The organism is Streptomyces mauvecolor (genome assembly GCF_039532965.1).
In the GTDB taxonomy this organism is placed as follows: domain Bacteria; phylum Actinomycetota; class Actinomycetes; order Streptomycetales; family Streptomycetaceae; genus Streptomyces; species Streptomyces violascens.
In genome coordinates this window covers 99680-115669 of the sequence record NZ_BAAASQ010000002.1, presented here as the reverse complement: position 1 = coordinate 115669, position 15990 = coordinate 99680, and the positions used below count along the sequence as shown (strand labels likewise).

Here is a 15990-nt window from a genome sequence, read left to right as displayed (position 1 = left end):
GGGGGCCGCGGGGCGGTGCAGGGGGACGACGACCTGGCGGGTGTCGGAGGTGGGGGGTGCCTGCGTCAGGGGGGTGGGTGCGGGGGCGGCGGCGGGCGCGCCGGTCGCCGTACTGGCCGGACCGGCCGGGGCTGCTTGGTGCCGGGTTGTCAGAGGGCGGGACGAGGCGAGCGGGGGTCCCGCAACTCCCGTGCGCTGCAAGGGAGTTGGCCTGGGGAGGCGAACCTTGGGGAGAGGGGCGGGCGGGGCTGCGGGGGTGGTGGCGCGCTGGACGACGGGGGGCGCGGGGGTGGGCGCCGTGTCCGGGGTCCCGGCGAGCGGGGTTCGCTGCGCCGCCGCTTCCCCAAGGGCTCGGCTGCGCTCGACCAGGGGAGGCCCCTGTCGCTCTGCGGAACGACTGCCCACAGCGGGGGTGGCCTGCGAGGCGGTTGCGCCCGGGGTCGTGCCCGGGGGCGTGGCTGTCGCGGGGCTCGGGGTTATGGGGGCGCCGATCAAGGGGCGGCGGCGAGGCGCTTCCGGGGCCGGGGTCTGCGTACGGGTTACGCGGCGGACCATCGGCTTGCGTTGGACGGGGGGTGCCGCCGGGGGCGGGGTGGGGGTCCCCGCATCGGCGGGGGAAACCGATGCGGGGACGTCGGAGGGGCCGTCGGGGGTGACGGCAGGGGCGGGCGCGGGCGCCTTGGGGGCCGGGCGCACCACACCTACCGGGTCGAGGTGGTGGGAGGGGCGTACCGGGCGCGGGGCGGAGGTCAGGGAACGCCGGGTCGGCGCGGAGGCCGCGCGCTGAACCGGCAGAGGAGCCGCGTCCGGGCCGGGGCGGCTCGGCGTGGCCCTGACGACGCGCGGTGCCGCGGGAGTTGCCCCGGATGCGGCACGGGGGGTTTCCGCCGAGCGGGGTCCCGTCGGGCGGGGTCCGGGCTCGACGGCACGCCGAGCCTCACCGGGCGCGCCCTGAGCGGGGCTGCCCGACGGGGCGACCGGTGGGGTGACGGCCCGCTGTACGGCGGGGGCGGCCGGGGCGGGGCCGTTGGCGGCGCGCCGGATCGGGGGGCCGATGGGGGTGGCCGGACGCGGACTGTCCGCCGTCGGCGGGCTGGGCGGGGCTGCCGTTGCCCGGCCGGGCTTGGGGGTTTCGCCGCGTACGGGCATGGCGGGGGGTGCGTCGGACTTGGGCGGGGCCGCCGGTACAACTGCCCGCTGTACGGGGGTGGTTGTGTCGGGGGTGGCCTGGCCGGCCGGGGCGGGCGCCGACGGCGTGGCGGGGTGGCCGGCTGCGGGGCGCTGGGCCGGTGCGGGCGTACCCGGGGTGCTTGTCGTGCTGCGCACGGGCATGGAGGAGGGCGCGCTGGGCTCGGCCGTGGCTGCGCGCTGTACGGGGGGTGCCGGTGCCGGGACGGGGTTCTTCGGCTCGGGGTGTGCGGGTGTGGTGGCCCGTTGCACGGCAGGGGGCGCCCCGGGTGCAGGCGAGGGGGACGGTTCCGGCGAGCGGGTTGCGTTGCGCCCACCCTTCCCCGAGGTCTCGGCTTCGCTCGACCGGGGGAGACCCCTGTCGCTCTGCGGAACGTCTGCCGACAACGGGGGCGTCTGGCGCGGCGGCGCGGCGGGACTGCTCGACGGGGTACGCGGAGGCGTGGCTGCGCGCTGCACGGCGGGAGCGGCACTGGGCTCGGACGGGTTGTTCGCAGAGCCGACCGCAGGCTTGACCGCCCGCTGTACGGCGGGAGCCGAAGCAGCGGACCCCGGGTTGTTCGCCGAGCCGTCCGCGGGCTTGACGGTCGTCGCAGGCTTAACTACCTGCTTTGTAGGGGGAGTTGACCCAGCCGGAGCCGGACCAGCCACTCCGGGAGCCGTACCCGGCCCGCTCGCCGGAGCAACCGCCCGCCGCACCGGACCCGGGGTCGACGCAGAAGCCGACGGCTGCACCGGAGTTGGAGCCGACGCGGAGGCAGCCCGCTGAACCGGAGCTGGAGCCGGAGTCGGCGCCGGGCTGGGGGCTGATGCGGAGGCCGACCGCTGCACCGGACCCTCGGCGGGGGCGGATGCGGAAGGCGACTGCTGAACGGGAGTCGGAATCGCAGCCGGACCGGATGCGGAAGCCGACCGTTGCACCGGACCCGCAGCCGGACCGGATGCGGAAGCCGACGGCTGAGCCGGGTTCGACGCAGAAGCCGACCTCTGAACTGGAGCCGGACGCGCAGCAGGGGCCGACGCGGAAGGCGACTGCTGAACGGGAGTCGGAATCGCAGCCGGGGTGGACGCGGAAGCCGAACGCTGCACCGGACCCGCAACCGAACCGGACGCGGAAGCCGAACGCTGCACCGGTGCCGAAGCAGGCGTCGATGCGGAAGCTGGCCGCTGTACCGGACCCGCAGCCGGACCGGATGCGGAAGCCGACGGCTGAACAGGGGCCGGAACAGGGGCCGGAGCCGGAGCCGCAGCCGGCGTCGACGCGGAGGCTGCCCGCTGTACCGGAGCCGACGCAGAAGCCGCCCGCGGTACCGGAGCCGGACCCGATGCGGGGGCCGGCCGTTGCATCGGCGTCGCCGAACCCGCCCGCTGCACCGGGGTGGACGCGGAAGCAGCCCGCTGCACCGCTCCCCGCGTCGCCGTCGGCGCTGCCTCAGGACCCGATTCCTCCGCTCCCGCCGCCTCCGGCCCCCTCCCCGCCACCGGCAACCGCAGCAGCGGGAGCGGGAGGGAGGACGGGGAACCCGTTACCGGGGTCAGGGCGTTGTGGAGGACTCCGTGGGGGGCCGTGGGGGAGACCGCGTGGGTCAGGGGGCGGACCACCGAGAGGTCCTGGTGGGCGGCCAGGGTGGAGCCGAAGGCGCGTTCCGCCGTGAGGCGGGGGGCGGCCAGGGCGCGCTGCATCGGGGGCGCGGCGGCCCAGCCCCCGTCGCCCTGGGCGGGGGCTGGGGCAGGCGAGGGCTCGGGGGTCGCGGAGGCGGGGGCCGCAACCCCTTCGCCTTCCGCCGGCCGGTTACGCCGGCGCTTGAACAGGCCCATCCCCCGTCACCGCTCCCCTTCGCCTTGTTCCACCAGTGCCGCCACCCGCCGTACGTACGCCCGCCGGTCCGCATGCTCCAGGTCGAGGATGGAGTCCATGTCCCAGTGGAAGTGGTAGGCGAGGTACGCGGTCTCCTCCTCGATCCGGTCGGCCGCGTACGTCACGATTCCCCCAGGCGGCTCCCGGCCAGCTCGACCTCGAAGGACTGCTCGCAGTGCGGGCAGGCCACGGCCGCCCGGGTGTGCCCCTCGGCGTTGATCTGCCGGTAGAAGTCCTGGAGGAAGGCCAGGTCGGAGGCGAACATGTTCTCCACCGTGCCGTCGTGGACGTCACCGAGCGTGCCGAGCCGGGTGATGACCCGGCCGAGCAGGACCACCGACAGGTACGCCGGGTTCTCGCGGACCCGTACGTCCCGCAGCGGGACCAGCTCGTCGCGGGCCGTGGCGAGCCGCATCGCGCCGCGCCGGTGCACGGTGCCCGACTCGTCCACGTACCCGCGCGGCAGCTCGAACTCGAACTCGGTGCGCAGGGTCTCCCGCGCGCCCGTACTCAACGGAGCCTCGGCTGCCGCAACTCCAGGACCTTCGCGGCGCATTACTCGATGACCAGCTCTTCGAAGGTGATGGAGACCTGCTCCGTCATGGCGGCGGCGTCGCCGGCCTTGACCGAGCTGATCTCGACCTTGTTGCACCAGGCGTTGCGCAGGTGGTAGCGCTTCACCGGGTTGTCCATGTAGTCCATCATGATGATCGAGGCGTTCTTGCGGGCCGAGCCCATGTTCCCGTCGATGGACTGCTTGATCCACTCGGAGAACGTGGCGGACTGCGTGGCGCCGCGCGTCACCGTGCACTCGCCGGCCTTCTTGACGCCGGGCAGCTTCTTGATGATCGGCTTGCCGTCGGCCGAGACCTGCTGGTACTCGATGACGTCCTGCTCCATCGAGAGGCTGCTGACCTCCTGCAGGTACTCGACCATGATGCCGTCGATCTGCAGGCCGAAATTGTGTGTGGTGAGCGCATCACCGGGCTGAAGCGACATGCTGGGTTACTCCTGTTCGGGCGAATTCGGCAAAAGAACGAGCGAGGTGAGGCGGGCTTACTCCTCCAGCTCGCCGCCGCCGCCCGAGAACTGGGCGAGCCGGAACACGACGAACTCGGCGGGCTTGACGGGCGCGATGCCGATCTCGCAGACCACGCGGCCGAGGTCGACCGACTCCGGCGGGTTGGTCTCCTCGTCGCACTTCACGTAGAAGGCGTCCTCGGGGCGCTGGCCGAACAGGGCGCCGTTGCGCCACTCGTTGACCAGGAAGGCGGAGATGTTGCGGCGGATCCGGGCCCACAGCGCGTGGTCGTTCGGCTCGAACACGACCCACTGGGTGCCGATCAGGATCGACTCTTCCAGGTAGTTGAAGTAGCGGCGCACGTTCAGGTAGCGCCAGGCCGGGTCGGAAGCAAGAGTGCGGGCGCCCCAGACGCGGATGCCGCGGCCCGGGAAGGCGCGGATGCAGTTCACGCCGATCGGGTTGAGGAGGTCCTGCTCGCCGCGGGTGATCTGGAGTTCCAGGTCGACGGCGCCGCGCACGATCTCGTTCGCGGGGGCCTTGTGGACGCCGCGCTCGGCGTCGTTGCGGGCCCAGATGCCGGCCATGTGCCCGGACGGCGGCACGATCTTGGTCTGGCCGGTGGACGGGTCGAAGGACTTGATCCACGGGTAGTACAGGGCGGCGTACCGGGAGTCGTAACCGGCGCCCTCCATCCGCCACTTGCGGATGTCGCGGGCGTTGAGCCCGGGCGGCGGGTCGAGGACGGCCATGCGGTCGCCCATCAGCTCGCAGTGCGCGACGAGGCCGAGCTGGACGGCCTTGACCTGCTCCAGGTCGATCAGGCCCTGCTGGTAGGCGGCCATCAGGTCGGGCACCGCGACCATGTTGATCTCGTCGAGGGCCTCCAGGCCGCCGAAGCCGGTGCGGTCGGCGGAGTCGCCGATGAACTGGCCGGACTCGATCCGGGCGAGGGTGCCACCGGTCGGGGCCGGGGCGGGGGCGGCGGCCGGCGGGGCCAGGGTGACGGCCTGCGCGTCCGGCTTGGCCAGCTGGCCACCGGCCACGGCCTCCTCGACGGTGATCGTCTTGGAGCGCTGCTTGACCTGCGTCACGACGAAGTTGCGCGCCGACTTCTTCGCGCTGACGTCGAAGTTCTCGACGACGGTGTCGCCGTCCTTCACGACCAGCTTGAAGCGGTCGCCATTGGCCTCGCCCTCGGCGTCCTGCACCTCGACGGTCAGCGCGCCGCCGGTGGAGCCCGCCGTGATCGCGGAGACCTTGAACGTGCCGAGCGCCACGGCCTCACCGGCGGTGATCGCCTGCGGCGCGGCGGCGGCCGCGGCCTGCGGGGCACCCTGCCCGGCGCCGTTCTCGGTGCCGCCGACACGCACGACGTAGGCGGCCGTACCGCCGTTGTTGAAGAAGCCGTAGACGGAGTGCGCCAGGTAGTACCCGTCCGTGAACTCGCCGAACTCGGCGACGTACTGGGACCAGTTGGTCACCAGCGTCGGCTCGTTGAGCGGCCCCACGGGCGCGAGCCCGACGAAGGCGGCCACCGAGGTGCCGACCCCTTCGATGGGCCGGGATCCGCTGGCGACTTCCTCGACATAGACGCCGGGGGACAGGTAGTTGGGCACGGGAAGCTGCTCCTTGTTACTGGGTGTACGGAGATATGGGCCAGCGCCCGGAGACCGCGGGGCCAAGGGGGTGCCGGGTCGGACGGCTCACTCAGAATCCGAGCTGCATGCGGTTGTCCCGCCCCCCGAAACGCTGCTACCGGCCAATTACCCCTCAAGCCTCGCGCGGCCCGGCCCGCGCGGGGAGGGGAGAAGGTGCGTGGACGAGGGCAGCACAAGCTGCCCTTCCGGTCATCGGCGCGGGTTCTCCCGGCCGGATCGGGTACGGCAGCCGTCGTACCCGGGCACGGGGCCCGAACGCGGAAGGTCCGGAAGGGAGGGGTCAGGCCTCGCCCTCGTCCTCGGCCGGCGGGACCGGCCCCGGCGGCGGGCAGGGCCGGCCGGTGCTCAGCCGGTTCGCCTCGCGCACCTTCTCCAGCAGCTCCTCCCTCCGCCGGGCGTCCTCGGCCGCCTGCTGTTCCGCACTGCTGTCACCCATGGCGCGCACCCCCTAGGCACGTATGCCGACTCCCGTCCACGCCGCCCCAGTCCGTGATCGTGCAGTAGCTGTCCGTACTTCCAGCAGCGTGCTCCCCCGACGGCTAGCCTGAACAGTGGGCGCGGCTCTCCAACTCCTTTGTACGGAAGCGTCGTTGGACGGATGTGTACGGAAGGGGGTGCTTTCGATGGCCGGTCGGGGACGTGCCGAACAGGTCCAGTCGCCGCGCGAGTTCTACGGCGAGGAGCTGCGGCTGCGCCGCGAGGCCGCGGGGCTGACCCAGAGCGAGCTCGGCGAGCGCGTCATCTGCTCCGGCTCGCTGATCGCGCACTTCGAGGCGGGCCGGCGCAAGCCGCGCCCGGATCTGGCGGAACGCCTCGACGCGGCACTCGGCACCGAGGGCTTCTTCGTGCGGATGCTGCGCACCCTGGACACGTTCCGCTTCGCCGACCACTTCGCGGCCGCCGCCGACGCCGAGCAGCTGGCCACCGTCATCGAGGAGTACGCCCCGATCCTGGTGCCCGGCATCCTCCAGACGGAGGCGTACGCGCGCGCCGTCTTCCGCGCCTACCAGCCGCAGGCGCACCCCGACGAGCTGGAGACCAAGGTCGTCAACCGGCTGCGCCGGGCCGACATCCTGACCGACCACGCCAGCCCCCACGTGTGGGTGATCCTTGGCGAAAACGTTCTGGGCACGGCGGTCGGCGGCCCGGCCGTGATGGCCGAACAGCTGCGGCACGTGGCCGCCCTGGGGCGCTCGGGCCGGGTCCTGACGCAGGTCGTGCCGCGTTCGGTGGGTGCGCACGGGGCGATGGGCAGCATGCTCAGCCTGATGCGCTTCGCGGACGAACCGGACCTCGCCTATGTCGAGGGCACCCACACCGGGGTGCTGCACGACGATCCGGCGGTGGTCGGCCGCTGCCGGTATGCCTACGATCTGGCACGGGCCGCCGCGTTGCCGCCGGAGGCGTCCCTGGCTCTGCTCGAAACGGCGGCGGAGGAATACGACCATGAGCACTGAGCGCACCTTGGACCCGGCCCCAGCCGCCGCCGGCCCCACCGGCTGGCGGAAGTCGAGCCACAGCGCGGGTGACAACGGCAGCTGCCTGGAGGTCGCCGAGTCCGGCTTCGCCTCCCGCCTCCTCGTCCCCGTACGCGACAGCAAGCGGCCGGGCGGCCCGGCCCTGTTCTTCCCGGCGCGGGCCTGGACGGCGTTCATCGAGGGGGTCAAGGGCTGAACTCCCCTACTGCGCGGCGGCGTCGGGTCCGGCCGGCGGGCGGCCGACGCGCAGCGTCATGGGGTTGTTGAAGTAGCCCGAGGCCGCCTGCTGCTCGTGGAAGCTCTCGCCGGGGCCGCCGCCGTAGACGCGGAAGAACCAGGAGCGGCAGGTGTGGTCCTCGAAGTCCTGCTGGAGCTGGAGGCGCGGCATGCCCTTCTTCTTCTTGACCTCGGGGTCCTTGACCAGGGCGGCCAGCACCTCGTCGAACTTCTTCTTGAAGGCCTGCTGGTCGTCGCTCTCAAGCAGCGGCTTGAGCTGGCTGAACCAGCCGCCGCCGCTCTTGGCCCGCTGGTAGAGCACCTCGTACAGCTCGGAGCGTGCCTTGGTGTCGAACTCGTTGCGGGCGTAGTTCTCCAGGGTCACCTGGCAGGTGCCGTCCAGGGAGCGGGCGACGACCGCCGCGAAGTGGTAGCCCCAGACGTTCTCGCCGCGGTCCACGGCCGGCGACACCGAGTGGTCGAGGTTGTCCTGGGCGAGCATGCTGAAGATCCCGAAGCCCTCGCCGGGCCCTGGTGAGGCGTACTTGTTGATGCCGAGGCGGGCCTCGGTGCCGTCCCGGCCGCCGTCGCGGGTGGCCTCGCCGTAGCTGCGGCCGAGGTCCTGGACCGGGGCCTGGCCGCCCTGGGCCGCGGTGACCGCGCCGTCGACGCCGAGCGTGCCGATGGTGTCCTGCGCGACCGCGCTCGCCAGGCGGTTGGCGCGGGCGTCGCTGTCGGAGTTGGGGGTGAGCAGGAAGCTCCCGTCGCCGCCTCCGAGCACCGCCTGCGCCCGCTTCGAGTGCTCGGAGCCGATGAGGCTGCACGCCACCGAGATGCAGGTGGAGCGCAACAGCGAGACGAACGGCCCCATTTGGCTCGCCGGGGTGGCGTCCTTGACCACGCTGGGCCGGACGCGGAGCAGCCGCTGCCCGCCTACACCGATGCTGCGGCCGCCGCCGGTGACCAGCTCGACGCTGCTGCCGACCGCGCGCAGCGCCGTGTTGGCGGTGTCGACGACGGCCTGCACCGCGTAGAACTCCTTGGGTTCGTCCACCCCGTGGACGGCGAGGGTGCCGTCGTCGGCCACCCTGAGCGGGGCGTGGTCGGGGCCGACCTCGGCGAGCTCGTAGCGCAACCGCTCCCGGATGTCGCGCGGTTCACCACCGCCACCCATCGCGACCACCGGCTCCGGGCCCTGCGCGACGAAGTACGGGCCGCGCTCGCCGGGTTGGGGCGTCGCGTCGTACGAGCCGCCGGGATGTTCGGTGATCCGCTGGATGGAGGCCGGGTCCCGGCTCCGGTCGGCGGCCGGGGCGAACAGCTGGGCCACCGCCGCGTTTCCGGCGGTGCGGTGCAGCCGGGCGAGTGCGGACTCGCGCCGCGCCGCGCCGCCCGCCGGGGTGCCCGGGCGTCGCCCGGCCTGCTGTTCCTGCGTGACCCGCACGGTAAGTGCACACTCCCCTCGTTCGCTGCCTCGCGATTCTTGGCACCTGCGATACGGAACGCAGGAGGCACAAGGCCCGTCTTGGGGGCAGGGAGGGTGCCCTTTCGACCGGTTACTCGCGGGATACAAGGGTGAGTTCAAGCCAACTCCGTGTGCGATACATGTGCTGATGGGGGCCCGCGGAAGGTCCTGGCGTAGCGTTCAGTGGGCCGGACGAACAGCATCCGGTGGGCCGAAAGGGCAAACGTCGGGGGACGGATCGGCCGGGCGAGTCGAAGGGAAGAGGCGGCGGCGCGTGACGGAATCCGGCGGAACGGGCGAGGGCGGCACGACGGGCGGCACAGCCGACGGACTGCGGTTCCGGATGCTCGGGCCCGTCGAGGGCGACCTCGGCGGCCGGCCCCTGCGGCTCGGACCGCCCCAGCAGCGGGCGCTCCTCGCCGTGCTGCTGCTGCGCGAGGGCCGCCCGGTCTCCATGCCGGAGCTCCTCGACGCGATCTGGGGCGAACGGCTGCCCCCGCGCGGGGTCGGCACCCTGCGTACGTACGTGTCCCGCCTGCGCACCCTCCTTGAGCCGTCCCGGCCCGCCCGCACCCCGGCCAGGCTCCTCGTCTCGGCCGACGACGGATACGCCCTGCGGGTGCCCTCCGCCGCGCTCGACACCGCGGTCTTCGAGGCGCGCCTGGCCGAGGCGGCCCGGCTGCGCGGCGCGGGCGACACCGCGGCCGCCCACCGCGAACTGACCGGGGCGCTCGCCCTGTGGGGCGGCAGCCCCCTCGCCGGCCTGCCCGGCCCGCACGCCGAGCGCCAGCGCGACCGCCTCACCGAACTGTGGCTCTCCGCCCGCGAGGACCACTTCCACGGCGCCCTGGCCCTGAATCGCCACGCGGCCGTGATCGCCTCCCTGCGCTCCTTCGCCGCGGAGCACCCCCTGCGCGAACGAACCCAGGCCCTCCTGATGCTGGCCCTCCACAGAGCGGGCCGCCAAGCAGACGCGTTCGCGGTGTACGAGACCACCCGCCGCACGCTGGACACAGAACTGGGCGTCCCCCCGGGCCCCGAACTGACGGCCTTGCACACGAGGCTGCTGACCCGTCCCATGCAGGAGCCCCCGGTCCAGGAGACCCCTTCTCATCACGCTGTGGGCACCCGTTCCGCAGGGCGACAGGGCTCTCCCCCGGTCGAGCGAAGCCGAGACCTCGGGGAAGGGCGGGCACAGCGAACGCCGCCCGCCGGAACCCCCGTGACCGCCCCCACCCCGCCGCAGCCGACCCCCGCACCCGGCCCCGCGCAGCGGGTCGACGGGGCCGGGCCCACAACCCCGGCTCCGCCTCACTCGCAGCTCCGCACAAAGAGCCGCCCCGCCCAACTCCCGCCTCCCATAAGCGACTTCACGGGACGGGAGGATCCCCTCAAGGAACTGGGCACCCTCCTGAGGGAGGCCGGAGACGCCCAGGCCATGGGCATGGCAGTCCTCACGGGCCTGGGCGGCGCAGGCAAAACCGCCCTCGCCATAACCGCGGCCCACCGCGCCCGAAAGTCCTTCCCCGACGGCCAGCTCTACGCAGACCTCCGCGGCAACGACCCCGACCCCGCGGACAGCGCGGACGTCCTGACCCACCTCCTCCGGTCCATGGGCGTACCCGAGGGCGCGATCCCCGACGACGCCGGCCAGCGCGGAGCCCTGTACCGCTCCCAGCTCGCGGGCAAGCGCGTACTCGTGCTCCTGGACAACGCCCATGACACCGCCCAGATCCGCCCCCTCCTCCCCGGCACCCCGGGGAGCGCCGTCCTCGTCACCAGCCGCGCCCGCATCGTCGGCCTCCCCGGCGCCCGCCTCCTCGACGTGGAGGCGATGACCGAGCAGGACGCGCTGGCCATGCTGGAGGCGATCGTGGGCGGCGAGCGCGTCCAGGCCGAGCCGGAGGCGGCCCGCCAACTCGTGGTTGCCTGCGGCAGGCTGCCGCTCGCCGTGCGCATCGCCGCCGCCCGCCTCACCGCCCGCTCCGACTGGGCCCTGGCCGATCTGACGGCCCGGCTGCGAGACGAGCGGCACCGCCTGGACGAGCTGGAGGCCGACGGCCTGGGCGTGGACGCGGCCTTCCGGCTCAGCTACGAAGGCCTCGACGCGGACGCCGCCCGCGCCTTCCGCCTGGCGTCCGCCGCCGCCGTGCCCGTCTTCGGACGGGCCACCGCGGCCGCCCTGCTCGGCGTGGACGAGTACAGCGCCGAGGACGCCCTGGAGGCGCTGGTCGACGCCGGGCTCATCGAGGCCTGCGGCGTGGACCGCTACCGTTTCCACGACCTCGTACGGATCTTCGCCCGCCGGGTCCTCGACGACTCGCCGGACGCGGCCGAGCGGCCCGCCGCCCAGCGCCGGCTGCTCGACCACGTCCTGGCCACCGTCCGCAACGCCATCCGCCGGCTTCGCCCGCTCAGCGGCGTACCCGATCTGCTGCACGCGCCGCAGGCGCCCGGGTACCGCCCGGCCGACGCCGAGGCGGCCCGCGCCTGGCTCCAGGAGTCGCACCAGCTGATCCGCGCCACCGCCGAGCAGGCACTCGGCAAGGGGCCCTGGGAGGACCTGGGGGCGGAGGCCGTGCGGCCCGCCGTCGACCTCCTGACCGGCTGGGCCCACCTCGTCCTCGGCACCGCGCGCCGCCGCGAACTGGGCGGCCCGGCCCGCCTCGCCCTGTCCGTGGCGCACTGCCACGGCGACTCCCGCTCGGCGGGCCGCGCGCTGCGCCTGATCGCCGCCGTACCGCAGCAGGGCACCGACACCTACCCGCGCATCGAACGCACCCTGCGCCAGGCCCTGCGGTTCGCGGCGCTTGCCTCCGACCCGCTCACCGAGTCGGAGGCGGCGCACGAACTCGCCATGATCCTGGCCGCGATGGGCCGCCCCGCCGAGGCGCTGCCCCTGTTCGAGCAGGCGTACGCGCGCTTCGTCGAGCTGGACGGCCGGGGCGACGCGGTGCGCGTCCTCGCCCATGTCGTACGCGCCCACATGCTGCTCGGCCACAAGGAGCGCGCCGAGGCGGCGGCCGATGAAGTCCTGCGTACTGCAAGGGAGTTGGGCGACCGGGGTACGCTCGGGCATGTGCTGTACCAGATCGGCTGCGCCCTGCTCGCGGGCGGCCGTCCGGTACGGGCCGCCGCCCATCTGCGGGAGTCGCGCCAGCACCACCAGTGGGTCGGCGACCTGCGCTGGGAGGCGCTGGCCTGGGCGCGGCTCGCGCACTGCGCGCTGGCCCGGGAGCGGCCCGGGGAGGCCGCGGCCTGTGCGACACAGGCCCTGTCCATCGAGGGCGACCTCGGCGACCCGTTCTGCCGCGGTCTCGCGCTCGCGGCACGCGGCCGGGCGCTGCTCACGCTCGGCGAGACCCCGGCGCTGTCCGCCCTTGCCTCGCTGCGCACCGCGCACCGGCTGCTCAGCGCCCGCGGCGCGGCGGAGGCCGACGAGCTGACCTCGCTGATGTCGACCGCGCCCACGGCGGCGAGGCAGCCGACCGGCCCGCCGGGCAGCCCGGTCGCCGGGGCTCCGAGTGCAGCCAGGGCTGCCCTCTGCCAGAGCCTTTTGGGCAGGGGGTAGCGCGGCGCGCCCCCTAGCCTTCGATCATGACCATGTGGACGTCTCTGGACCCGGCCGCCGTCGCCGTAGATCCCGGTGGGCGGGCCACCGCACGGCTGCGGGTACGCAACACCGGGGACACGGTCGAGGAGTACCGCCTCTCGGTGGTCGGCACCCCCGCGGGCTGGGCCCGCGTGGAACCCGACACCCTGCGCCTCTACCCCGGCAGCGAGGGCACCGCGGAGATCTCCTTCGCGCCGCCCCGCTCGCCGGACGCCCCGGCGGGCCCGGCCCCGTACGGCATCCGCGTGGAGCCCCGCGAGCACCCCGACCTGCGGGACGTGCTCGAAGGGCAGGTCACGGTCGCGCCCTTCACCGAGGTGCGTGCCGAACTGCTTCCGCCGAGCCTGGTGGGCCGGTTCCGAGGGCGGGCCTCGGTGGCTGTCGACAACCTCGGCAACACCCCGCTCACGGCGTCGCTGACCCTGCGCGACGAGACCAACCGGCTCACCTACGACATGACGCCGAACTCGGTGCAGATCGCGCCCGGCCGGGCCGCGTTCGCCAAGCTCGACGTCCGCCCCCAGCACGTCCGTTGGACCGGCAGGGCGGAGCAGCACCGCATCACGGTCGCGGTGCGCCGCTCCGGCGACGACACCGGTCTCGAACTCATCGGCACCTTCGACCAGCGTCCGGTGCTGCCGCGCTGGCTGATGGTCGCCGGCAGCGCGATGGTGACGGCGGCCGTCGCGTTCGTGGTCCTTTGGCTGGCCTTCCAGCCGAAGGTGACCACCGCATCCGGCGAGCTGCAGGCCGGGTCCAGCGCGCAGCCGGTGCCGCAGGGCGCCGAATCCCCGCTGCCCTCGGCGCCCGTGTCCGCCCCGCCCGCGGCCCCGCCCGGCGGCGCGCAGGCCCCGGCCGGTGACGGCTCGGGCGGTGGTGGAGGCGGCGGTGGCGGCGACGCCTCGGAGCTCGGCAGCGGGCCGCCCGTCGTGCCGCCCCCGCCGAAGCAGGCCAAGCCCGCTCCGAACGCGCCCGCGGGCCCGGTCTGGGACATGGGCTACAAGCCCGACGACATCGTCACGTTCGCGCAGTACCGCCTGGCCACCCTCGGCAACGAGAACGAGTGCACCCTGAAGCCCGGCTGGACCGCCGGGATCATCGACAAGGCCACCCAGACCTCCCTGGCCTGCTATCAGGCGCACGTCATGCGGGACAAGAAGAGCAGCATGCAGCTGACGGCCACCGACAAGAAGCCGGGCACCCTCGGCCGGGCCACTCTCACCTCGATGTGGGCGCAGGGCATCCGCGTGGAGAACGTGAAGAGCGGCGCGCAGAACTACGACGTCACGAAGCTGGCGGCGGCGCTGTGGTGGGCCAACCAGTCCTCGATCTCCGACGGGGACCTCACCCGCGACCGCTTCTACGCCAACAAGGGCATCGACTACTTCAAGGCGGGCCAGAAGAACGGCTATGCGACGAAGTCGGACGCGGGTCTCGCGCAGGCGATCAAGGACTACCAGGCGAACGTCGGCCTCAAGGCGACCGGTGTCGCCGACGCGCAGACCATCAACTGGCTGATCGGCGGCGACGTCAAGGACCGCGGCAAGCCGGGCCGTTAGCGCGGGCGTTAGCGGACGTTAGGCGCTGCTGATCGCGGCCTGAGAGGCTGCTCGCATCCACAGACTCCCGGGCGGTTGTTCCCCCGCAACCGCCCGGGTTCCCTTTCTCGGGCCGCCCCTCGCCGGGGCCGCCCGACTAGGGGCGATGGCCGCTCGGGCAGCAGGTCCTGCCCCCGGAACTGCCCCTTCCGTCCCTGTACTTCGCCCACCGCCGGAATTAACTCGTGGGGTGAGTATGTGGACTGCCCTGGAGCCCCCCGCCACCACCGTTGCCCCCGGTGACAGCGCCGTCGTACGGCTGCGGGTGCGCAATACGGGCGACACCGTCGAGGAGTACCGGTTCACGCCGGTCGGGGACGCCGCCGGCTGGGCGCACGTCGAACCGGCCACGCTGCGCCTCTACCCCGGGGCGGAAGGGATCACCGAGATCACCTTCGCGCCGCCCCGCACCTCGGACGCCGTGGCGGGCCAGAGCCCCTTCGGCATCCGGGTCGAGCCGCGCGAGCACCCCGGCGAGGCCGATGTCGTCGAGGGCCGGCTCACCATCGCCCCGTTCGTCGAGATGCGCGCCGAGCTGGTTCCGCGCACCGTCAAGGGCCGGCGCGTGGCCAAGGGCCGGGTGGCCGTCGACAACCTGGGCAACCAGCCGCTGACCGCGTCCTTCTCCACCCGGGACAACGGCGACTCCGTCACCGTCGAGGCCAACCCCACCGCGGTCCAGGTCGACCCGGGCCGGGCCGGATTCGCCGAGCTGCAGCTCACCTCGGCGAACGTGAGCTGGTTCGGCGGGATCCGCCAGCACCAGTTCACCGTCTCGGTGCTGCGATCGGGCGATCCCGCCCCGCAGGAGCTGCGCGGCACCTATGTGCAGCCGTCGGTGTTCCCGCGCTGGGTGCTCGCGGTCGGGTCGGTGCTGGTGGCGGCGGCCGTCGCGTTCGCGCTGATCTGGTTCCAGCACGACGTGGGCGTCAAGAGCCAGGCCTCCGAGAAGGCGCCCTCCAAGGAGGAGCCGCTGCCGCAGGGCTCCAACACGCCGCTGCCGTCGGCCCCGCCGGCACCCTCCAAGCAGCCCCCGCCGCCCTCCGTGCCGGCCCCGCCCCCGCCCGCCGGCGACCGGCCGAAGCCGAAGGACCCCGGTGGCGGTGGCAGCGGAGGCGGCGGTGGGGACAGCGCTCCCAAGCCGCCCAAGTACGACCCGAACAAGCAGGTGCGGATCCAGTCCGGGCTCGGATACCTCCTCGTCTCGCCGACGGACCAGAAGCCGGAGGGCCGGCTCGTCTACACGGCGCCGACGAGCTTCAACACGCCCCCCTGGGACCAGTTCTGGCACGTACACCCGCTGCCCAACAACGAGTTCGCCTTCACCTCGTCGTCCGAGCCGTGGGCTGTCGCGGACAACACCCGGGAGGGCAACCAGATCCAGATGTGGGGCGCGTCGGGCGGCGAGGCGAGCCTGTCCAACGGGTCGATGACTGCCAACCAGAAGTGGTCGATCCAGCCGATCAGCGGTGGTGACGGTTTTGTGCGGCTCGTGAGCCGGGACGACAACTGGTGCCTGTCGGATCTGACGCCGAACGACCGCAAGAACCTTCAGGTGGCCGAGGTCCGCCCCTGCGGAGCCCTCCCGGACGACCAGCAGCGCTGGAAGATCCTCCAGTAACCCCGGGCCGGGCGCCCCGGGGCTCCGCCCCAGACCCCGGGATGCGCCCCGCCCACCCCTCCCCGAAACCCTCCGGGGGTTGGGAGGGAGGGAAGGTCCGTTTCCTGGGGCTCCGCCCCAGACCCCGTTCGCGCCTGAAGGGCGCTCGTCCTCAAACGCCGGACGGGCTGGGCATGCCCGCCGGGGCACCCTGCCAGGAGCAGCCCCGTCAGGGGCGCGGGGCTGTGACATTGTGCGGCTCCGCCGCGTGGGCGCGAGCAACTACGGCGCT

General features: G+C 73.6%; 11 protein-coding genes. 5 read left to right on the top strand and 6 right to left on the bottom strand.

The window, feature by feature from the left end:
• Window positions 1-3012: 3012 nt before the first annotated feature.
• From ABD346_RS01240 to ABD346_RS01220, 5 genes are all read right to left on the bottom strand, one after another.
• Window positions 3013-3171, bottom strand: coding sequence for a DUF6760 family protein (locus ABD346_RS01240; protein WP_162952566.1), 159 nt, complete (start codon window positions 3169-3171; stop codon window positions 3013-3015).
• A complete protein-coding gene (locus ABD346_RS01235; protein WP_344370726.1) occupies window positions 3168-3602 on the bottom strand; it encodes a hypothetical protein in 435 nt (144 codons plus the stop codon). Before ABD346_RS01235 ends, ABD346_RS01240 begins: the two co-directional genes overlap by 4 nt.
• On the bottom strand, window positions 3602-4045 hold the full coding sequence (locus ABD346_RS01230) for a phage tail protein (RefSeq protein WP_344370724.1): 444 nt from the start codon (window positions 4043-4045) through the stop codon (window positions 3602-3604). The genes ABD346_RS01235 and ABD346_RS01230 overlap by 1 nt, the downstream gene beginning before the upstream one ends.
• A gap of 57 nt (window positions 4046-4102) precedes the next feature.
• A complete protein-coding gene (locus ABD346_RS01225) occupies window positions 4103-5686 on the bottom strand; it encodes a phage tail sheath family protein (RefSeq protein WP_344370723.1) in 1584 nt (527 codons plus the stop codon).
• A gap of 322 nt (window positions 5687-6008) precedes the next feature.
• Entirely contained in the window at window positions 6009-6164 is a 156-nt protein-coding gene (locus ABD346_RS01220; protein ID WP_344370720.1) for a hypothetical protein, read from the bottom strand.
• 187 nt (window positions 6165-6351) lie between these two features.
• Here ABD346_RS01220 and ABD346_RS01215 point away from each other — a divergent pair, with 187 nt between their 5' ends.
• Together ABD346_RS01215 and ABD346_RS01210 are read left to right on the top strand one after the other, a co-directional pair.
• On the top strand, window positions 6352-7185 hold the full coding sequence (locus ABD346_RS01215; protein ID WP_344370718.1) for a helix-turn-helix domain-containing protein: 834 nt from the start codon (window positions 6352-6354) through the stop codon (window positions 7183-7185).
• The gene (locus ABD346_RS01210; protein WP_344370717.1) at window positions 7175-7402 is read left to right on the top strand and encodes a DUF397 domain-containing protein; all 228 of its coding nucleotides are present in this window, start codon (window positions 7175-7177) and stop codon (window positions 7400-7402) included. The genes ABD346_RS01215 and ABD346_RS01210 overlap by 11 nt, the downstream gene beginning before the upstream one ends.
• Before the next feature lie 6 nt (window positions 7403-7408).
• Here ABD346_RS01210 and ABD346_RS01205 read toward each other — a convergent pair whose 3' ends face one another.
• Entirely contained in the window at window positions 7409-8866 is a 1458-nt protein-coding gene (locus ABD346_RS01205; RefSeq protein ID WP_344370715.1) for a hypothetical protein, read from the bottom strand.
• Window positions 8867-9161: 295 nt separating this feature from the next.
• Here ABD346_RS01205 and ABD346_RS01200 point away from each other — a divergent pair, with 295 nt between their 5' ends.
• From ABD346_RS01200 to ABD346_RS01190, 3 genes are all read left to right on the top strand, one after another.
• Window positions 9162-12458 (top strand): AfsR/SARP family transcriptional regulator, encoded by a 3297-nt coding sequence (locus tag ABD346_RS01200; protein WP_344370714.1) that lies wholly within the window; start codon window positions 9162-9164, stop codon window positions 12456-12458.
• Between the two features lie 26 nt (window positions 12459-12484).
• Window positions 12485-14059: a peptidoglycan-binding protein gene (locus tag ABD346_RS01195; protein WP_344370712.1), complete on the top strand. Its 1575-nt coding sequence runs from the start codon at window positions 12485-12487 to the stop codon at window positions 14057-14059.
• A gap of 229 nt (window positions 14060-14288) precedes the next feature.
• Window positions 14289-15719 (top strand): hydrogenase expression protein, encoded by a 1431-nt coding sequence (locus ABD346_RS01190; RefSeq protein ID WP_344370711.1) that lies wholly within the window; start codon window positions 14289-14291, stop codon window positions 15717-15719.
• Window positions 15720-15990: the final 271 nt, after the last annotated feature.

Bases quoted from the DNA above. Each gene is read 5' to 3' on its own strand.
- ABD346_RS01235 (WP_344370726.1), bottom strand. From the start codon at position 3,602: ATGCGCCGCGAAGGTCCTGGAGTTGCGGCAGCCGAGGCTCCGTTGAGT.
- ABD346_RS01230 (WP_344370724.1), bottom strand. From the start codon at position 4,045: ATGTCGCTTCAGCCCGGTGATGCGCTCACCACACACAATTTCGGCCTG.
- ABD346_RS01220 (WP_344370720.1), bottom strand. From the start codon at position 6,164: ATGGGTGACAGCAGTGCGGAACAGCAGGCGGCCGAGGACGCCCGGCGG.
- ABD346_RS01215 (WP_344370718.1), top strand. From the start codon at position 6,352: ATGGCCGGTCGGGGACGTGCCGAACAGGTCCAGTCGCCGCGCGAGTTC.
- ABD346_RS01210 (WP_344370717.1), top strand. From the start codon at position 7,175: ATGAGCACTGAGCGCACCTTGGACCCGGCCCCAGCCGCCGCCGGCCCC.
- ABD346_RS01195 (WP_344370712.1), top strand. From the start codon at position 12,485: ATGACCATGTGGACGTCTCTGGACCCGGCCGCCGTCGCCGTAGATCCC.